Annotated in this window: 20 protein-coding genes; 16 read left to right on the top strand and 4 right to left on the bottom strand. The window is 37.9% G+C overall.

Annotated features, from left to right (window positions below; translation table 11 throughout):
- Positions 1-184, top strand: a 184-nt coding sequence (locus LMC10_RS00370; protein ID WP_229268607.1) for a hypothetical protein, incomplete at its 5' end; no start/stop codon positions are given.
- Positions 185-289: 105 nt separating this feature from the next.
- On the opposite strand, the gene LMC10_RS00365 is transcribed toward LMC10_RS00370, so the two are convergent.
- The gene (locus LMC10_RS00365; protein ID WP_229268606.1) at positions 290-2,905 is read right to left on the bottom strand and encodes a YfhO family protein; all 2,616 of its coding nucleotides are present in this window, start codon (positions 2,903-2,905) and stop codon (positions 290-292) included.
- A 209-nt stretch (positions 2,906-3,114) separates the two neighbouring features.
- Here LMC10_RS00365 and LMC10_RS00360 point away from each other — a divergent pair, with 209 nt between their 5' ends.
- From LMC10_RS00360 to LMC10_RS00330, 7 genes are all read left to right on the top strand, one after another.
- Positions 3,115-5,214 (top strand): peptidoglycan D,D-transpeptidase FtsI family protein, encoded by a 2,100-nt coding sequence (locus LMC10_RS00360; protein WP_169478263.1) that lies wholly within the window; start codon positions 3,115-3,117, stop codon positions 5,212-5,214.
- Positions 5,215-5,352: 138 nt separating this feature from the next.
- Positions 5,353-5,502 carry a 50S ribosomal protein L33 gene (rpmG, locus tag LMC10_RS00355; RefSeq protein WP_003664049.1) on the top strand — a complete coding sequence of 50 codons (150 nt, stop codon included), beginning with the start codon at positions 5,353-5,355 and terminating at the stop codon, positions 5,500-5,502.
- 137 nt (positions 5,503-5,639) lie between these two features.
- A complete protein-coding gene (locus LMC10_RS00350) occupies positions 5,640-6,194 on the top strand; it encodes a 5-formyltetrahydrofolate cyclo-ligase (protein WP_065867855.1) in 555 nt (184 codons plus the stop codon).
- A gap of 3 nt (positions 6,195-6,197) precedes the next feature.
- Positions 6,198-6,857, top strand: coding sequence for a rhomboid family intramembrane serine protease (locus LMC10_RS00345; protein ID WP_229268605.1), 660 nt, complete (start codon positions 6,198-6,200; stop codon positions 6,855-6,857).
- Positions 6,858-6,863: 6 nt separating this feature from the next.
- A complete protein-coding gene (locus tag LMC10_RS00340; RefSeq protein ID WP_003668441.1) occupies positions 6,864-7,103 on the top strand; it encodes a YqgQ family protein in 240 nt (79 codons plus the stop codon).
- 24 nt (positions 7,104-7,127) lie between these two features.
- Positions 7,128-8,099 carry an ROK family glucokinase gene (locus tag LMC10_RS00335; RefSeq protein ID WP_003675699.1) on the top strand — a complete coding sequence of 324 codons (972 nt, stop codon included), beginning with the start codon at positions 7,128-7,130 and terminating at the stop codon, positions 8,097-8,099.
- 13 nt (positions 8,100-8,112) lie between these two features.
- Positions 8,113-8,532 carry a rhodanese-like domain-containing protein gene (locus tag LMC10_RS00330; protein WP_003672480.1) on the top strand — a complete coding sequence of 140 codons (420 nt, stop codon included), beginning with the start codon at positions 8,113-8,115 and terminating at the stop codon, positions 8,530-8,532.
- Positions 8,533-8,693: 161 nt separating this feature from the next.
- On the opposite strand, the gene LMC10_RS00325 is transcribed toward LMC10_RS00330, so the two are convergent.
- Entirely contained in the window at positions 8,694-8,870 is a 177-nt protein-coding gene (locus LMC10_RS00325) for a DUF3042 family protein (RefSeq protein ID WP_003664039.1), read from the bottom strand.
- Positions 8,871-8,984: 114 nt separating this feature from the next.
- Here LMC10_RS00325 and miaA point away from each other — a divergent pair, with 114 nt between their 5' ends.
- The 4 genes from miaA (at position 8,985) to LMC10_RS00305 (ending at position 14,538) form a co-directional block, all read left to right on the top strand.
- Positions 8,985-9,908 (top strand): tRNA (adenosine(37)-N6)-dimethylallyltransferase MiaA, encoded by a 924-nt coding sequence (gene miaA, locus LMC10_RS00320; RefSeq protein WP_229268604.1) that lies wholly within the window; start codon positions 8,985-8,987, stop codon positions 9,906-9,908.
- A 172-nt stretch (positions 9,909-10,080) separates the two neighbouring features.
- Positions 10,081-11,424, top strand: coding sequence for a type I glutamate--ammonia ligase (gene glnA, locus LMC10_RS00315; protein ID WP_122481776.1), 1,344 nt, complete (start codon positions 10,081-10,083; stop codon positions 11,422-11,424).
- 313 nt (positions 11,425-11,737) lie between these two features.
- Complete coding sequence (gltX, locus tag LMC10_RS00310; protein ID WP_229268603.1) at positions 11,738-13,243, top strand: glutamate--tRNA ligase; 1,506 nt, start codon at positions 11,738-11,740, stop codon at positions 13,241-13,243.
- Positions 13,244-13,356: 113 nt separating this feature from the next.
- Positions 13,357-14,538: an aminotransferase class I/II-fold pyridoxal phosphate-dependent enzyme gene (locus LMC10_RS00305; protein WP_229268602.1), complete on the top strand. Its 1,182-nt coding sequence runs from the start codon at positions 13,357-13,359 to the stop codon at positions 14,536-14,538.
- Between the two features lie 68 nt (positions 14,539-14,606).
- Here the strand turns inward: LMC10_RS00305 and LMC10_RS10440 are convergent, their stop codons facing one another.
- The gene (locus LMC10_RS10440; RefSeq protein ID WP_003664033.1) at positions 14,607-14,732 is read right to left on the bottom strand and encodes a hypothetical protein; all 126 of its coding nucleotides are present in this window, start codon (positions 14,730-14,732) and stop codon (positions 14,607-14,609) included.
- A 487-nt stretch (positions 14,733-15,219) separates the two neighbouring features.
- Here LMC10_RS10440 and LMC10_RS00300 point away from each other — a divergent pair, with 487 nt between their 5' ends.
- From LMC10_RS00300 to LMC10_RS00285, 4 genes are all read left to right on the top strand, one after another.
- Positions 15,220-16,071, top strand: a complete 852-nt coding sequence (locus tag LMC10_RS00300) for a MetQ/NlpA family ABC transporter substrate-binding protein (protein WP_065867860.1) — start codon at positions 15,220-15,222, stop codon at positions 16,069-16,071.
- Positions 16,072-16,086: 15 nt separating this feature from the next.
- The gene (msrA, locus tag LMC10_RS00295; protein WP_229268601.1) at positions 16,087-16,608 is read left to right on the top strand and encodes a peptide-methionine (S)-S-oxide reductase MsrA; all 522 of its coding nucleotides are present in this window, start codon (positions 16,087-16,089) and stop codon (positions 16,606-16,608) included.
- Positions 16,609-16,925: 317 nt separating this feature from the next.
- On the top strand, positions 16,926-18,224 hold the full coding sequence (gene serS, locus LMC10_RS00290) for a serine--tRNA ligase (protein ID WP_035156904.1): 1,299 nt from the start codon (positions 16,926-16,928) through the stop codon (positions 18,222-18,224).
- A 150-nt stretch (positions 18,225-18,374) separates the two neighbouring features.
- Entirely contained in the window at positions 18,375-19,340 is a 966-nt protein-coding gene (locus LMC10_RS00285; RefSeq protein WP_229268600.1) for an L-lactate dehydrogenase, read from the top strand.
- A 27-nt stretch (positions 19,341-19,367) separates the two neighbouring features.
- Here LMC10_RS00285 and LMC10_RS00280 read toward each other — a convergent pair whose 3' ends face one another.
- Entirely contained in the window at positions 19,368-20,075 is a 708-nt protein-coding gene (locus tag LMC10_RS00280; protein WP_229268599.1) for a helix-turn-helix transcriptional regulator, read from the bottom strand.
- Positions 20,076-20,106 lie beyond the last annotated feature (31 nt).

The following is a 20,106-nucleotide window of genomic DNA, read 5'->3' as shown; positions in this document are numbered from 1 at the left end:
GGGTAATTACATCATATCAGGAACGATTTCCTGTGTATATAAAAACCGGATGATGAATTGTTCAAACAATTCATCATCCGGTTTTTATTTTGGACTAGGAGTTTTTTCCCAGCCTCTCGCTTTATATGAATATTGTTACGATATCGTGGAACTAGCTTCGCGTCGCCACAAGGCTCGAGGCTAAGTCCGAACGATAATCAGCCCGTGCCGTGCTAATCACCGTTCTATCCTTAGCCCACCGCCTTGTCGAGAAGGTTAATTTCCACTCACATGCTAAAGAGCTTTATTGTTAATCAAACATTGTCCTTGTTTGATGTTCTTTCTTAACCCACCAACCAGTTAAACCGAGACTTATAACTGTAATTATAAGCCCGAGAATGAGAAACGGTGGTCGATAATAAAATTCAACCCGATGCTTTCCGGGACTCATTGGAATAGCCATAAACGTATTAAGCACGGTTTGTGGAGTAGTAGACTTACCATCTACCTTAACGTGCCAACCCTTGGCAGCAGGGATAGTAGTCATCAATACTCGCTGATTCCGCTGGAGATTGACTGTACCAACAATCCGATTACTACGGTATGAACTAATCTTTAAGGGAGATTCTTGGAGAGTCTTTAAGCTTGCCATAAATGGTCGTTGCTTTAGTTGATAGATACTAACATTTTGCATCCAAAGTGTAGCTTTCTTTAGTTGCAAATTGACAAGGACTTTTTGCCCTTTTTGATCATGAGCAACGTTGATTACTACCGTATTACGAAAGGTGTCATATTGGGTGAATTTTTTGTTATTCATCGTAATTGTGGCATTATCCTCAACGTTTGGTCCGAGTGTTAAGTAATAAGAATCGTTGGTTGGCGGAATAAATTCTAGTTGAACTGATGCTGGTTTAAGCAGGTTTTGCTTTCTAAAGATCGTGCCAGTAATTTGCTTAGCACTTTGAACATTATTGAATTTGACGGAATTAAAGTTTTGAACGGCAAATAATGAATGAAGTGTTGGACGACCGGCAAGCGTTTGGAAAATCTGTGACTGATAGTTTAACGGATCCATTGTTGTCCGTTGAAGGTGAAGGATGGCAGCATTAGCTCCAAATGCAATCGGAAGGGCATGTGGGTTCTCACGGAGATTGACTGCCGAAGTTGATCCTACTAATGGGTAACTATACCAATCAGGACGGAAACCTGATAGGGGTAATGCCTGTCCGGCTGAAGTATTCCGGGCATTCATAGTGTATTTGTAACCAAGAAGCGCATCACTCACTTGAGTTCCATTAGTATACGTAACAAAACCATCCCCATCTGGCTGCCCAATTGCACCCATGAAGGCTGGAATTGGTGGCTCTAGGGTCGAACCAAAATGGTCACCAGAATTGAAGTCTGCTTGGAAGGGATCATCCTTTGTTCGCATAAAAGTTTTGGCAACGCGGTAGAAGCTCGGATCATGCTTCTTTAGTTTTTCTACACTTTTATCAAGAGCAATAGTGTAGTTGCCAAATTCAGGTTGTGAAACGTAGGAGATCTTATTAAGCGCCGTGTATCCACTCATAGAAATATCACAGACAGCAAGGAGAACAAGAAGCGCGTCGTATAAGCGCGGTGAATTTGTTCGGGGAATACAAAGGCAACTAACAGCGATCAGCGCAAAGCATAAGCCGATATTCCGTTGATTGCTATTAATATACGATAAGTTAAGCGTACCAACATACCAGTAAATTGCGATAATAAGCAACGTCAGGATAAGTGCACTGCGCTTTTTTATTTTGAAATCAGGTTGAAGCACTTTAGCTGCAAGATAGATGCACCAGAAAGAGAAAAGGTAGGAAAAACGATAAGGGTACCAAACTGGAAACTGGCCGGCATGCCATAAAAGATCTAATGGTTCGTAACAGAATGAGATAATAAAGAAAATAGAAATGGCTGCCCCAATCAAACGACGACGAAGGTCAAAGCGATTGTTGAAAAAGTAGAGACAAGCGCCGAGCATTAATAGCATTCCGATATAAATGTTGGGCTGACCACTTGGCATTTGATTAAAATTAAATGATCCGGGAACAAGTTTCCCAAGCATTTTAGGAGCAAAGTACTCAAAACGGCTGTGAATCTTGGTTTCGGTGTAGGTCCCTTTACTTTGCATTAAGGCATAGAAAGTTGGCAATAAAATGACTGCTGAAATGCCCGCCGCAAGCAGCGAACTGCCGAGATAGCGGAGAAAAATTACTCCCCGTTGTCGCCATGACGCTAACGCTGGTGTTTGCCAGAGGAAAAATAGAAAAGTAAAGATGGCAATCATCCAGCCCATATAATAATTATCAATCAGCATTACGGCTAGCCAAGCGATATAAGTTCCAACACGATTTTGATAAATAAGTTTAAGGAGTCCCCAAATAATTAACGGCAAAAGTATTAAAGCATCTTGCCAAATCATATTTAATTGGTTGGCAATCATCCAGCCATTCATTGAGTAGACTGTACTGAATGCTAAAATTCGCCACCCCTGTTGTAGCTCAGTTTTTTGCATTAACCAGGCAAAACTCAATCCCGCTAGACCGTATCGAACGAGTGTAACGATGGTTATCCCAGTTGCAAGGTGTTGAGCAGGGAAGAATAACAAAATTAAGTTTAATGGACTTAGCAAGTAATACGCATTAGTTCCAAACATTTCGCCACCCAGCCCTTTGCTAAACGAATAAAAGAAACTGCTAGGATGGTGGAGAATAGTATTTCGAAGGTAACTGAAAAAATCGACATATTGTTGACCAAGATCAACGGTTAATAAACTGCTTTTGCCAAAGGGAGTCATTTGACGATATGCAAAATAGCAGGCCATCAAAATAACTGGTAGCAGGAAGCTTGCAATCAAAATTTTGCGTCGATATAAACGATGATGTTGATATAAAAACACAGCAAAATTCTCCTTCTCTCAATTAAATAGACACATCCACATTATCATATCCTTTTTTAAAATGATATTCATTACTATTGTTCATTAAATTTCATTAAATCATTGGAATAAATTCTTCATTTCTTATAAAATAAAGAGTATTATTTTCACGTTAGTAGTGGTAACTATCTGTTAAAGCAGGTAATTTTTGTTAAAATAGATTCACTACGATGAAGGAGAATTATAAAACTGTGAAATTCTTTGATCGAATAATGAACTTGTTTGGTTCACGTACCAAAAAGCGTCAAAATGCGCAGTCAATTATTCCATTTCGGCTGAACATGCTATTATGGATTGTTGGTATTTTGTTATTAGCGTTAACTATTCGACTGTTTTATCTTCAAGTTCTGCAAGGAACATCATTTAAAGCGGAAGTAAAGCGATCAGATACAACAACGCAGACGAATAATGTACAACGGGGGATGATTTATGATTCACAAGGGAATGTTCTTGTTGGTAATCAAACTCATCAAGCCATTACCTATACTAAAGGGGCCAATGTAACTACTGATCAGCTCTATCAGATTGCTAATCGTTTAGGAAAATATGTGTCTGTTTCTAATAAAAATTCGCGCTTAACTGATCGAAATGAAGAGGATTATTACCTTGCTGATAAAGAGCGGCTTAAGAGTGTTTTGAAACATGTCAAGACTTCAGATGCCGATTCTGAAGATACTAAATATAATAAAGCTCTCGAATATTTGAGTAAGCATCCTGATTCATGGGAACTTACAGATCAGCAAAAGAATAATGCCCGAATTTATGCGGCAATGAGTGGAGCATATTCCCTTTCGACAACTTATATTAAAGAAACGGGTGTTAGTGCTAAAGAGCTTGCAGCAGTTGGAGAACACTTGAATGAAATGCCAGGGGTAAAGATTGGAACGTCTTGGACTCGTAATTACCCCCAAGGTACAGATATTCAATCGTTAACAGGAACTGTCTCAACTACTGGTTTACCAAGTGATGAAGTTAACTCATTGCTTGCTCAAGGATATTCTCGAAATGATAGCGTTGGACAAAGTTATCTGGAAAAACAGTTCCAATCAACTTTAGCTGGTTCGAAGTCACAAACTGAAGTTACTACTAACGGAAATGATGTAACTAAAGAAAAGACTAAGTACCCTGGTAAGAAGGGTGATAACCTTGTATTAACGATTAATTCAAAGTTCCAAAAGCAAGTTCAATCGATTTTAAAAAACAATTACTCAGCTGCCGGAAACCAGTATTCCACTGGGGTATATGCAGTAGTAATGAATCCAAATACCGGTGCAATTTATGCGATGGCTGGAATTGACCGTGACCCAGCAACAGGTAAAGAAACCCCTGATGAAATTGGTGCTATCAACCACCCAATTACGATGGGTTCAGTTGTAAAGCCGGCGATGGTCATGGGGGCATTAATGGATGGTGTAATTACGCCAACAAATAATACCTTAACCGATATGCCAATTAAGCTTGCCGGAACTTCATCTAAGGGATCATGGTTTAACCATGGTGGGTCAGCAAATATGGCAATTAATGCAGCAACGGCCCTCGAAGTTTCTTCCAACTCTTATATGATGCAACTACTCATGAAAGAAGCAGGAATGAAATATACACCAAATGCGCAAATTACGATGAAACCAAGTATTTTTGCTAAAGCGCGGGGTTACTTCAACATGTTTGGACTAGGGGTTAAAACTGGAATCGACTTGCCTGGTGAAACAAGCGGTTATACAGGACCTGCTGACCAAAAACATATCGGTTCAGCACTTGACTTGTCATATGGTAACTATGATGGTTATACTTTGATTCAACTTGCCCAATATATGTCTACCATTGCTAACGGTGGTAACCGGATGCGCCCATACATTGTTAAAGAAATCCGTGGTACGAAAGCCAATGGTCAACTTGGTGCTGTTGAATATACAACAAAGCCCCAAGTTCAATTAACCATTCCTGCTTCTAAAGCTGACTTTGATGTCGTTAAACAAGGGCTTTATCAAGTGGTTCATGGTTCTAACCGTTATGTTACTGGTAAAGCGTTGGCATCTGTTAAACCATCAGTATCTGGTAAGACAGGAACTGCCGAAACCTACTACAAGTCGCACTCAACAACTACGCTAAGTTTTGCTGGATTTGCGCCATCTGATAATCCACAAGTTGTAGTTGCTTTGGCTATTCCAGGAGCTTCAAATTCCGATGGTGGTGCCAACCTTACAATGGCAAAACAAATTTTTGAAGCCTACTGGAAGACTGTTCAGAGTCCCAAGGGTTTCGGTGACTAATTAAACTGTCAAGGAAATTTCCTTAACAAACTTTGATAAATTACTAGCCAAATAGAAGAATAAATGATATAGTTGTACGAGTTAGGGTTACGATAAATAACCACGTTAAATAAAAGAAATAGTTTGGAGGTCAAAATAATGCGTGTCAACATTACACTTGAATGTACTTCATGCCACGAACGGACTTACTTAACTAGCAAGAACCGTCGTCACAACCCAGATCGTCTTGAATTAAACAAGTACTGTCCACGGGAACAAAAGGTTACATTACATCGGGAAACTAAGTAATGACCATAAAAAGGAGCTGGGAGACCGGCTCTTTTTATTTATTTTTATAAAAAAACGCTTGCATAAATTCACTCAAGCGGTGATAATAAAATCTGATACCGTTTGTTACTTCACTATAAAGGAGCGGTCATAACATAATGGCTTATTCAAAGAAAGAGTTACGACAAGCATATATTGCGCGCCTTCAACAATTAGATTTAAACACCCGTCTTTACGAAGAGCGAAAGTTAGCATCTTTGCTATATGATCAACCTGAATGGACAGGGGCTAAGACAATTGCTGTTACTTTAAGTCAATCTTTTGAAATTGATACTGCACCTATTATCCTTCATGCGCGTCATAAGGGCCAACAGATTGTTGTTCCACGGACGTTGCCACATCGTCAAATGGAATTTGTTGAATTAAATGAGGATACCGATTTCGACGAGACGTCTTTTGGTATTTTAGAGCCACATGATGGCAAAGTTTATTCTCCAGATGAGATTGATTTGATGGTTGTTCCTGGAGTAGCCTTTACCGCATCTGGTAATAGGTTGGGCTTTGGTGGCGGTTATTATGATCGTTACCTAAAAAACTATAAGGGCCCTAAAGTTTCAATGGCATTGACAACGCAACTGGCTGAAGAAAACGAATGGGAACCAGAAGAATTCGATCAGCGAATAGATAAAGTGTTGTATTTACCGGGGATATAGAAGATGCGGACACAGGGACTAAGATTGGCGCCCGTGACGCTTACCTTAATAATTTTTCAGGTATTAGTTTATTGCTGGTTAGTTTATGCAGGTGGCTCAACTAATACAGTAACCCTCCTTAATATGGGTGCTCGTAGTACGCCCTTAATCAGGGAAGGTGAATGGTGGCGTTTAGTATCACCTGTGTTCCTTCATGTTGGTTTATCACACTTAGTAGTCAATAGCGTTACGCTTTTATATATTGGCCGTTACATTGAAGAGTTTTTCGGTCATTGGCGAATGGTAGTTATATACTTTGTCAGCGCGTTTTTTGGTAATCTTACCAGCGCGGTCTTCATGCCATCGACAGTTTCAGCTGGTGCTAGTACTGCTATTTTTGGATTATTTGGCGCATTTTTAATGTTGGGTGTTTGCTTTCACCATAATGTTATTGTTCGCGTCTTAAGTCGTACTTTTTTGTTATTTGTTATTATTAATATTGTGATGGATTTTTTCCTGTCAGGAGTTGACTTGGTAGGACACATTGGCGGCCTATTTGGTGGCTTTTTCATTGCATTTATTGTTGGTGCTCCCATGTTAGGAACTGTTGATTACCTGAAACGGTTGTTAAGTGGAGCTGTATTAACGGTAAGTTTGGTAATTTTGACTCTAGAATTGAAGTGATAATTTATGGCAATCGCCTCAAGAAACTACCGCACACTATACGATGTTCAGCAACTATTAAAAGAATTCAACGTGTTTGTATATGTGGGTAAACGACTGTATGATATTGAGTTAATGGCCATTGAGCTCGATAACCTCTATCAATCAGGAGTTGTAGATAACTCAACTTATACAAAAGCAAAGATTGTCTTGCGTAAAGAACATCGTGAAGAACAAACGAGAATTAAAAGGGGTAAACTGTATTAAACCTTACCCAGGAAAGGAATCATTATGGCTAAGAAATTAATTGGTGTTGACCTTGGTGGTACTACTATCAAGTTTGCAATTTTAACGGAGAACGGTGAGATTCAACAAAAGTGGTCTTTACGGACTAACATTTTGGATGATGGTTCACACATTGTGCCAGACATCATTAACTCAATTAATCACCACCTTGATTTATATAAAATGTCTCGAGACCAATTTATTGGAATCGGAATGGGAACTCCCGGAACAATTGACCGTGAAAAGGGAACTGTTATTGGTGCCTACAACTTAAACTGGAAGACAACTCAAAATGTTAAAGAAGAGATTGAACAAGGCACTGGGATGCAATTTGCTCTTGATAACGATGCTAACGTTGCTGCCCTTGGTGAACGTTGGAAGGGTGCTGGTAATGAAGGTGACGATGTTGCATTTATTACTTTAGGTACCGGTGTTGGTGGTGGACTTATCTCCAATGGTAAGCTTATCCACGGTGTCGTTGGTGCCGGTGGTGAAGTTGGTCACATGATTGTTAAGCCAGATGGATACCTTTGTACTTGTGGAAACCATGGATGTCTTGAACAATATGCATCCGCCACTGGAATTGTTCATATCGCTCAAGATAAGGCGGAAGAATATGAAGGTAACAGTCGTTTGAAGGCAATGATTGATAACGGTGACGAAATTACAGCCAAGATTGTTTTTGATCTTGCTAAGGAAAACGACTACCTTGCTAATACTGTTGTTGATGAAGTTTGCTTCTACCTCGGTTTAGCAACTGCCAACTTAAGTAACGCATTGAACCCTGAATACCTTGTTATCGGTGGTGGAGTTTCCGCAGCTGGTGAATTCCTTTTGAAGCGGGTAAAGCAAAACTTTGAAAAATTTGCCTTCCCAACAGTTCGGACTTCAACTCAATTGAAGTTAGCTGAATTAGGTAATGATGCTGGTGTTATCGGTGCTGCTTCATTAGCTCGTCAGTTTGTAAACGCAGATTAATTTGTAAGGGGAAATGATCGTGGTACTTGGAGTTAGCTCTGGCTTGATGATTCTTAATGCAGTCATTATAATCATCTTGTTAGTATGGATTTTTAGCTGGGCATTTCAGACTTACCGTCGAAAGAGATATGCAACTGTCCTTAGTCAAGATGACTTTAAGCAAGGAATGCGAAAAGCACAGGTTATTGACTTGCGACAAGAAAATGACTTTAAACAAGGTCACATTCTTGGTGCACGTAACTTGCCTTATCCATATCTTCGTCAACAATATGGCGAATTGCGGAAGGACTTGCCGGTTTACTTATATGATGAAGGAATGACATTAAGTACCCAGGCCGCTGCATTTTTAGGTAAGCATGGGTATAACCACCTTTATATCTTAAAAGATGGTTATCGTGCGTGGGACGGTAAGACTAAGAAGTCCAAGTATTAAAAAAGTATCTTGTATGCTTTTTATCAGGATGGTTGAGGATTCTAAACAATCATTTGCTAATGTTTAGAATTTAGCCTCTTGTAAAATTTAACCAATAAAAAAGAGGCTGGGAGAAAGCAAAGTTTTCTTCCAGCCTCTCTATTTTTGAATCTTAAATAAAATTAAAGTTGGTGTGCTGAGCGGCCCTTACGGATAGCAGCTCGACGGTTTTGATCAAACTTTTCTTCTTCTTCTTCCGCTGGCTTAATGACAGTTTTATGGAAAGTAAGAACCCCGCTAGCAATGGCAGCAACTGTTGCTAAACTACCAACTAAAATACCTTTTGCTAATTGTTTCATAACATAAAACCTCCTCGAATTTATAGGTTACTTCCATTATGCAAGAATTAATGGCGTTTTACCAGTGAGAAGGACAAGTTTTAGCATAAAATTTATAAAAATTGGAGAGTTAAGATGAATAAAGTAATTGCAATTGTCGGCCCAACTGCTGTAGGAAAAACTGCACTATCAATAAAACTGGCACATGAATTTGATGGGGAAGTAATTTCTGGTGATTCAATGCAAGTTTATCGTCGCCTTGATATTGGAACGGCAAAAGTTACGCCCGAAGAAATGGGGGATGTACCGCACCATCTCATTGATATCTGCAATATTGAAGAGCGTTTTTCTGCAGCCCGTTTTAAGAAACTTGCTGACCAAAAAATAGACGAAATAGCTCAACGTAATCATTTACCGATTATTGCAGGCGGAACTGGATTTTATCTTCAAACCTTAACAGATAATCTAGCATTGGGAAGTGACCAGTTTGACCAACAAACACTTGAAATTCGTAACCATTGGAAAAAGGTTGCTGAAGAAAAGGGAGCCGCGTATATTTGGGAACAATTAAACAAGTTAGATCCAGTGGCCAGCGCTCGGATCCCCAAGTCTAATACTCGTCGGGTTATCCGGGCTTTAGAGGTAATTAAGAAAACGGGTCAATTATTTTCCAACCAGCCACAGTTCAAAGCAACAAATGATTTTCTCTTGATCGGCCTGACTACTGATCGTCCTGTTTTATATGACCGGATTAATAAGCGAGTCGATTTGATGATTCAAAACGGTTTATTAGAAGAAGCAAAATGGTTATTTGATCAAGGAGGGGAAAACCTGCCAGCAGGTAAAGGGATTGGGTACCATGAATTATTTCCTTATTTTCGTGGCGAGATTAGCCTAGACGAGGCGGTTGAAAAAATTAAGCAGGATTCTCGCCATTATGCTAAAAGGCAGTTGACGTGGTTTAGAAATAAGGCTGATACTCACTGGTTTGATATTTTGCGTCATCCTGATGATATTAATCAAATTAAGCAGTTTATAAATGATTGGTTAAAAAAATAAAGTACGGAAGGAAAGATTTTTTTAATTAAAATAAAGCTTTTAAATAGAATTGACTTATGCCCTGTCTATTGTTATTCTAAGTCACAGTGTTAAGGAGAGAAGCAGATGTTAGATAGATTGGTATGGTCATCTATTATTTCTGTGGAGATTGTATGAAAGGGAATGAAATTTTATGGGTAAACACGTATTTACAAAAGATGAAGTTCGCCAAATGGTAAAGGATGAAGATATTCATTTCTTACGAGTTATGTTTACTGACTTATTAGGAACGATTAAGAGCGTTGACTTACCAGTTAGTCAGTTAGATAAATTGATGGATAACAAAATTATGTTTGACGGTTCTTCAATTGATGGATTTGTTCGGATTGAAGAAAGTGACATGTATCTTTACCCAGATATGTCCACTTGGCTTGCATTCCCTTGGGGTGCTGAACACGGAAAGGTTGCGCGGGTAATCTGCAGTGTTTACAAGACTGATGGTACTCCATTTGAAGGTGACCCACGTAACAACTTAAAGCGGGTTCTTGAAGATATGCGGAAGATGGGCTTCAAAGACTTTAACATTGGACCTGAGCCAGAATTCTTCCTCTTCAAGACTGATGAAAAGGGTAACCCAACTACCAATCTTAACGATAAAGAAAATTACTTTGACATGGAACCAGCAGATCCTGGTGAAGACTGCCGCCGTGATATCGTTTTAGCTCTTGAAAAGATGGGCTTTGATGTTGAAGCAGCGCACCATGAAGTTGCTCCTGGTCAGCATGAAGTTGACTTCAAGTACTCAGATGCTTTAGAAGCTGCTGATAACATTCAAACATTTAAGTTCGTGGTTAAAACAATTGCTAAGAAGTACGGGTTCCATGCTACCTTTATGCCTAAGCCACTTTCTGGTATTAACGGTTCAGGAATGCACCTCAATATGTCATTGTTTAGTCAAGATGGCACTAACGCCTTCTTTGATGAAAATGATAAAGATAAGCTTTCTGCAACTGCCTACCATTTCTTGGGCGGTTTGATGAAGCATGCACGGAGCTACACTGCAATTTGCAACCCAATCGTCAACTCCTATAAGCGATTGGTTCCAGGTTATGAAGCACCGGTTTATGTTGCATGGTCAACTTCTAACCGGTCACCACTTGTACGAATTCCAAGTGATCGTGGAATGGGAACACGGCTTGAGTTACGGTCAGCGGATCCATCAGCTAACCCTTACCTTGCAATCGCTGCTGTTCTTGAAGCTGGTTTAGATGGTTTACGCAACAACTTACCACCAATTCATAATGTTGATGAAAACATCTATACGATGACGAAGGCCGAACGAGCTGAAAAAGATATTCGCGATTTACCAGATACTTTACACAACGCATTAAAGTCTTTGGCTAACGATGAGGTTATCAAGGGTTCAATGGGTGAACACCTCTACAACAGCTTTATGGAAGCCAAGACCCGTGAATATGCTTCATATCGTCAACACGTTTCTGACTGGGAACGTCAACATTATTTAGAACAATACTAATACTGTGGTCTCATTCAAGCCGATATTACAGTAATATCAACGATTATATAATATGACAAAAACACTTATGCAACATTTTTGCAACAAACTCACATCTTATTGAGTGAATTGCGTAATGCTTGCTAAGTGTTTTTCATGCGAAATCAACTAGTTAATTGACAAATATGTTGTTTCATATACAATTATATTTGTTGCAATAAAAGCGTGTTATTATAATGTGGATAGTACGTTTTTAAGGACTGCTAGTTAAACTAGCAACCAATTTTAAATCGGAATTATATTTCGATTAGTTACTAAAGGAGAGTCTTAGATAATGGATCAAAAGGTCAGAGTTCGATATGCACCTAGCCCAACAGGTTTCTTACATATCGGAAATGCTCAATCAGCATTATTTAATTATTTATTTGCACGTCACTTCGATGGAACGATGGTATTACGGATTGAAGATACCGATACTAAGCGGAACGTTGAAGATGGTGAAGCTAGCCAACGTGAAAATCTTCACTGGTTAGGAATTGACTGGGATGAAGGTCCAAATAAGCCAAATCCAAAGTATGCCCCTTACCGTCAAAGTGAACGGAATAAAGAAGGTATTTACCACAAATACATTCAAGAATTATTAGACAAGGGCATTGCATACAAGGATTACTCAACAGAGGAAGAATTAGCTGAAATGCGTGAACGGCAAAAGGCTAACAATGAACCTCCTCATTATGATGGTCGTTGGTATGGCAAGAGTGAAGAAGAACAAAAGGCTGCTGAAGCAAAGGGCTTGAAGCCAACTATTCGTTTCCACTTCCCTAAAGACCATGATTACGAATGGGACGATATTGCACGTGGTCATGTTTCATTTAACTCTGACAACCTTGGTGGTGATTTCATCATTGAAAAGAGTGATGGAATGCCAACATACAACTTTGCTGTCGTAGTTGATGACCACACCATGGATATTACCCATGTTTTACGTGGTGCTGATCACATTTCAAATACGCCAAAGCAAATTGCTATTTATGAAGCATTAGGCTGGGATCACCCAACTTTCTGCCACATTCCATTGATCTTTAACCCAAAGACTCGCAAGAAGTTAAGTAAGCGTGATAAAGATACCCTTCAATTCATTAGTGAATACAAGAAGCACGGTTACCTCCACGAAGCAATCTTTAACTTTATTGCATTCTTAGGTTGGTCTCCAGTTGGCGAACGTGAAATTTACTCTAAAGAAGAGTTAATTAAGGTTTACGATCCAAAGCGGATGTCAAAGGCACCAGCATACTTCGATCAAAAGAAACTTGATTGGATGAATGCTCAATACATTAAGAGTATGTCGATTGATGAATTAACTGATCGGACAATGGAATTAATCAAAGAAGGCGAAACTGAAGAAGCTAAGCGCCTTCAAAGTATTCCAGAAGATCAATTGACTGAATTGCTTAAGAAGACAATTAAAGTTCACCAACGGGATGTTAATAAGCTTCTTGAAGTTATTCAATATGCATGGTCATACTACACAGTTCTTGACCAATCATTCAACTATGACTTGCTTAAGGATAACGAAGACTTCGCTAATGAAGATGTTTTAGCTGTCCTCAAGGGCTTAAAGGCAAAACTTGAAAACGGTGGCGATGACCTTGATTACAGTCAGGCTATTAAGGAAGTAGGTAAGGACACTGGCATTAAGGGTCGCGGTTTATACTTCCCATTAAACCTTGCCTTTACTGGTTCAACTTCTGCACCACAAATCTATGAGATCATGGATATCTATTCTCGTGATACAGATCTTGAATTGCTTGACCGGATGATCAAAGCATTTGAAAACTAACTTTATAAAATTGAGCATAGGACAACAGTTAATCGATGTTGTTCTATGCTTTTTCTTTTAAACTGTCATATAATTAAGGTATGTAGTTAGTAAAAAAGGGGATCTTAAGTAAAATGGTTGAAATGAGTGAACACATGCGGAAGATCTTAAATGATGTTCCAACGTTAAAAGTATTTGATTTTTCCCAATACGTTTCAAAAATTCCAGGAATTATTAAGTTTACAATTGGTGAACCTGATTTTGATACACCAGAATATGTTAAAAGGGCCGGAATTGAGAGCATTGAAAACAATCGAACTCACTATGCTCCCCAACGTGGAACAGTGGGATTGCGTCAAGCGATTGCCGATACGTTGGCTAATAAATATGGCCTTCAGTACGATCCGGCAACAGAGATTCTTGTTACAAACGGAGTAACAGAAGGGATTTCTGTTGCAATTACTGCAATTACTAATCCGGGAGATATAATTTTAGTTCCAACGCCTACTTTTTCAATCTACACGCCTGATGTAATGATTGCTGGAGGAACGCCAGTAGAGGTAGATACATCCAAGACTGGGTTTAAACTAACGCCTGCTCTTCTTAAACAGTATCTAGATAAATATGGTGATCGAGTAAAAGGAGTTATTTTCGTTAACCCTTCTAACCCGACTGGAATTGCCTATACTCAAGCAGAAATGAATGAATTAGCAGCCTTAATTAAGGGTAAGCCAATCTTTGCAATTTGTGATGAAATTTATAGTGAATTAAACTATGACGGTGAATACTCAAGCATGGCTAAGATCATTCCAGACCAGACAATTTTGGCTAATGGTTTTTCGAAGTCCTATGCAATGACCGGGTGGCGGATTGGATACCTTTGCGCACCAGCTAAAGTAACCGATCTGCTGTTCAAGGTTCATGCATTTGCTGTGACGGATATCGCAACATTTGTCCAGGACGCTGCAGAAGCCGCTTTAAAGGCTGGGGACGAGGCAACAAAGGAAATGGACGCCCAATATATTAAACGGCGTGACTATATGTATAAGCGGCTTACAGAGATGGGCTTTGAATGTAGTCAACCAATGGGCGCATTTTATATTTTTGCCAAGATTCCGTCATTCCTCAATCAGGATGACGATAAGCTAATTTATCAACTTGCCAATGAAGCCAAGGTTGCCGTAACGGCTGGATCAAACTTTGGTAAGGGTGGGGAAGGATATCTTCGCTTTAGTTATGCTACAAGTATTGAGCAGATTAAAGAGGGGATGGATCGCCTCGCGGAATTTTGTAAAAAAGAACAAAATAATGCTTAAAAGAAAAGAGACAGCGGTGTTAACACATCTCTGTCTCTTTAATATATAAGTGAATTGCTTCAAAAGAGTTATTCGCTCAGTTTCTTGGCGTCAGCATCAATCTTTGCAAAACCAGAACCATCTGGCTTCTTGCTGCCACGCTTTTCCATAGCTTTACGAGCCATTTCCTTACGTTCTTGCTTACTAAGTGCCATAATAACTTCGCCTCTTTTTCTGAAACGCTTCAACAATAACAGTTATTAACAAAAGTAAAATAACTGTTACTAATATTATAGTTCAGTCTATAAAAAATGCAATTATCATAATTGTGTGCAAGAAAACTTCTAGAAATATGTTGACTTATGTAATATCTGTTGTTAGTATGATTAAAAATAAATTAAAATTAAGTTAGAAAAGATGAGTAATTATTTTACGTCCAATACAGAGAGCCATAGGAGCTGAGAAATGGTAGGAAACGAAATAATGAAGATGGTCTTTGGTTAATTGAGAGGATGAACTTAGTTTAAAAGCAAATTCTCTACGGGGTAGCAGCCGTTATCTATGCTTCTAATTTCAAACTGAGATTAGAATTAAGGGTACTTTTGTACTGAAGACAGGGTGGTAACACGTTATTAACGTCCCTAAGAGCACGATTGAGTTGTTCTTAGGGACGTTTTTCTTTTCTGGCAAAGGAGGAAGAAAATGAAACGAAAGAGAAGAACGGGATTAATTATTTTTAGTATTTTAGTAATTATTGTAGTTGTTGGGATTGGTGGAATTATTCACCAACGGTTTGATAAGACATCAACTAAAACTGTTCGTTTAGGATTAGTAGGGACAGATTCGGAACCAGTCTGGGATAATGTTCGTAAAAGATTGAAGAAACAAGGAATAAATATTGAGTACGTGGTTTTTAATGATTATGTTCAACCAGATGTTGCGTTAAAGGAAGGTAAAATTGATATGCATTCATGCTTAACGCGTTATTATTTTGAATCATATAACAAAGAGCAAAACGCACATTTAACATCAATTGGAAATACTGTGATTTCACCATTAGGAGTTTATTCCCACAAGTATCAAAAAATTCAGGATCTTCCAGAAGGAGCAACGATCGCAATTCCTAATGAACCAACAACGCTTGGACGAGGGTTAAATGTTTTGCAGTCGGCTGGCTTGATTAAAGTAAAGAAAGGAAGTGGAATTAAGCCATCCTTAAAAGATATTGTAAGTAATCCTAAGCATTTACAATTTAAGGAGGTTGATCCTGCAACGACCGCGCGAGCATTAAATTCGGTTGATGCCTCAATTATAAATGGAAATTATGCAGTAGCAGCAAAGTTAAACCCGAAGAAGGATTCAATCTATCTTGAACCAGTTAATAAAGCTGCAAAACCATATGTTAATATTATTGCGGTTCAAGAAAAGAATAAGGATAATAAAGTATATAAGGAAATTGTAAAAGCATATCAGACAGAGCAAACTGAAAAAGCTATTAACAAGACATATAAGGGTGCGCAAGAAGCAGCCTGGCCAATCTATGGTCGTAATTAAGAAAGGATGATATATATGAGTTTAGACACAGCAATATTTGCCGGCGGATGTTTCTGGTGCATGGTTCAACCGTTTGATACTTATCCGGGAATTGAAAAAGTTGAATCAGGTTACACGGGTGGCCATGTTGCCAATCCAACCTACGAGCAGGTATGTTCTGGAACAACAGGCCATACAGAAGCAGTAAAGATTACTTTTGACCCCGATAAAATTTCATACAAAGACTTAGTAGAGATTTATTGGCACCAAACTGATCCGACTGATGCAAGTGGTCAATTCCAGGATCGGGGAGATAATTATCGTCCTGTAATTTTCGTTAAAAATGATGAGCAGCGTAAAACTGCAGAGGAATCGAAAAAGACTTTACAGGAAAGCGGCCGTTTTGGCGATGCAAAGATTGTAACAACAATTGAGGATGCGCAGCCATTCTATCCTGCAGAAGACTATCATCAGGGCTTTTATAAGAAAGATCCACAACGTTTTGCCTTAGAAGAAGCTGGTGGCCGACAACAATTTATTGAGAAGTATTGGAAATAGATATTTTATAATAAATTATTATTTAAATGATAATTTATTATTGAAAAAGATTAAAAAGTATAATATAATAATTGCAAATATAAAACACGAAAGCATTTCAAGTAGGTCATTCAGAGAAGCAACGGCTGGTGTGAGTTGTTGATCGAAACTCCGGTGCTTATAAATGTGGGTGGGTAATTCCACACGGCAGTAACCGTTATCTACTAAGAGTGTAGTAATTTATTTTGCTAAACTTGGGTGGTACCGCGGAACAAGAGCCATTTCGTCCCAAAATATTTGAGGATGAAGTGGCTCTTTTATGTAGGAGGTATTATCAGATGTTAGATATTAAAAAGATTCGTAAAGATCCTGGCTTTTTTAAGGAAAAGTTAGCTACTCGTGGAGTCAAGCCTGAGGAAATTGATGAAGTATTGAGTTTAGATGCTATTCGACGTGAATTACTTCAACAAACGGAGAACTTAAAAGCAAAGCGTAATGAAGCCTCAGACCAAATTGGAAATGCGAAAAAAGCAAATGAAGATGCAACTGAAGCCATTGCTAGAGTTCGAGAAATTAATAACGAAATCAAAGAATTAGACGAAAAGCTAACGAAAAATGAAGAAGAATTTCATGATAAAATGTCACGTTTGCCAAACATTCCACATGAAGGAGTCCCCGTTAGTTTAACTGAAGAAGGAGCCAAGGAGCTACGTAAGGTTGGAAAAATTCGTCATTTTGATTTTGAACCTAAACATCACTGGGATATTGGAGAAAACCTTGGAATTTTAGACTTTGATCGTGCGGCAAAGGTTTCAGGTGCGCGGTTTGTATACTATCTTGGAATGGGTGCACAATTAGAAAGAGCAGTTTACAACTTTATGTTAGATGAACATATGAAGGATGGATATACAGAAGTAATACCTCCATATATCGTCAAGGCTTCTGCTATGTATGGAACAGGACAATACCCTAAATTTCGTGAAAGTGTATATAGAGTAAATGGGGAAGATATGACTCTTATTCCAACTGCAGAAGTTCCATTAACTAATTACTATTCAGGAGAGGTAATCCCTGCTAAAGAACTTCCAGTGTACGTGACTGCATTAACACCATGTTATCGTTCAGAGGCAGGAGCTGCTGGGCGTGATACACGTGGATTAATTCGGATGCATCAATTTAATAAAGTTGAAATGGTTAAGTATACTCGTCCAGAAGATTCTTGGGATGAATTAGAGAAGATGACAGCTAATGGAGAAAATATTCTTAAAAAGCTTAATATACCTTATCATGTAATAACATTAACTACGGGTGATATGAGTTTTACAGCTTCAATGACACATGATATTGAACTTTGGATGCCCGCACAGAATAAGTATCGTGAAGTGTCGAGTTGTTCTAATTGTCTTGATTTCCAAGCTCGTCGAATGCACACTCAGTTCCGTGATGAAAATGGTAAATTACAATATGTTCATACCTTGAATGGATCGGGGCTAGCTGTTGGACGTACAGTAGCTGCTATTCTTGAAAATTATCAAAATGAAGATGGTTCAGTTACAATTCCTGAAGTTTTAGTTCCATACATGCATGGAGTTACAAAAATTACTAAAGAAAATGCGGTTCCATTCCGTAATAAATAGTTAAGTATTTAAATTCTTTCATATTAAAAAAGTCTAGTTTCTTATTGACTAGGCTTTTTTGATAAAAAAATATCATAGTGACATTTTTTTATCAAGCTGATATAGTTATATGTGTAATTTATAAATTTATTTAACTCAGGAGGGATAAGAATGAAAAATAACCATCGGAAGGTTGTTTTAATCGGTGATGGTGCTGTGGGGTCTTCATTCGCTTATGCATTACTTCATCAAGGAATAGTGGGAGAGTTGGCAATAATAAATCATACTTTGTCGAAAGCGGAAGGAGATGCCTTAGATTTAGAAGATGCGACTCCGTACTTAGGGAGCACAAAAATTTATTCTGCTGCAACCTATAATACCTGTAAAGATGCCGATATAGTAGTTATCTGTGCGGGTGCTCCACAAAAGCCGGGTGAAAGTAGATTGCAACTTGTTACTAAAAATTTTAAGATCATTACTGCTATTACAGATAAAGTAATAGCAAGTGGATTTGATGGTATTTTTATTGTAGCTGCTAATCCCGTTGATATTATGTCTTATGCTGTTTTAAAGCAATCAGGGTTTATCCCAGAACGAGTTATAGGAACAGGAACTTCTTTAGATTCAGCTAGATTAAAAATCGCATTATCAAAAAAATTTGAAGTAAATCCTAAAAATGTAGATATTAATATTTTAGGAGAGCATGGTGATTCTGAATTTGCTGCTTATTCAATTGCTAAGGTTGGAGGTATACCTTTATTAAAGTTAATTTCACAGAATGGATTAACTTTAACAGATTTATATAATATTGAAAAATCTGTTAAGGAGAAAGCATATCAAATTATAGATAAAAAAGGTGCTACTTATTATGGTGTTGCAACAGCAATTATGAAGATAGTTAAAGCTATTTTAAAAAACGAACATAAAATGATAACAGTTGGATGCTATTTAGATGGACAATATGGTTATAATGATGTTTTTATTGGAACTCCAGCCATTATTGGTGCTAATGGTATAGAAAAGGTTATAGAAGTACCTTTAAATGGTACTGAGAAAAAGGCGATGAAAAGAACTGTTGGTATTCTTAAAAAGATTACATTGAATACGCTGAATGATTTACATATGAACACCAAATAAAAAAGATTCCGTTACTAGGAATCTTTTTTATTTGGTGTTTGATTGCTTTACCTTATTTAAATAACGATAAATTGTTGGTATTGAACTATCGAGATATTCAGCAATGACTTTAATTGAATCCTTTAGTAAGAAATAGCCTTCTTCATATAGATCTTTAATAAGTTCAATTTTTTGTTCTTGTTGAAAATATTTAACAGTAATACCAAGTTCCTTTTCTTTATTTTGCACAGCGTTCTTGGCTAAAGAATTTACAGAATTATTGAAGTTTTCAGAGACAGTAGTTGGCTGTGAGTTGTTTGAATTATGATTTTCGAATTCTCCGATAGGTGCTGTCTTAACTTCAAATAAGCTTCTAAACTCATCAATTTGTTTAGTGAGTTTTTCTAAAGGTTCTTGATCAATATTTATACAAAGCATCCCTACAACTTTTTTTTGCTTTCTAATAAAGAAAGTAGAAGCTCTTATATGAGGATGGATTTTAGATTTACCAGAATAATTAGCAACGTAATTTGTATCATCATCAATTCCATCTTTCATTATTTTTAAAACGAAATTAGAAGCAGGATCTCCGATTTTACGATTAGTTATGGTTGGATTCTTAATATAGACAACTGCGTGATCTAAATCAGTGACATCATTTAAAACAACCTCACTATTTGGGCCCAATATATCAGCTATAAAATCAGCTAGTGGAATATATCTTTTTATATAATCTTTAATCTTCTCGTTCGACATGATTAATACTTCCTTTTTTAAGCTAAAAAAT

The organism is Limosilactobacillus reuteri subsp. simiae, from assembly GCF_020784875.1.
Taxonomy (GTDB): Bacteria; Bacillota; Bacilli; order Lactobacillales; family Lactobacillaceae; genus Limosilactobacillus; species Limosilactobacillus reuteri_H.
Note: the sequence above shows the minus strand (reverse complement) of the source record. Positions and strands in the feature narration are given on the sequence as shown.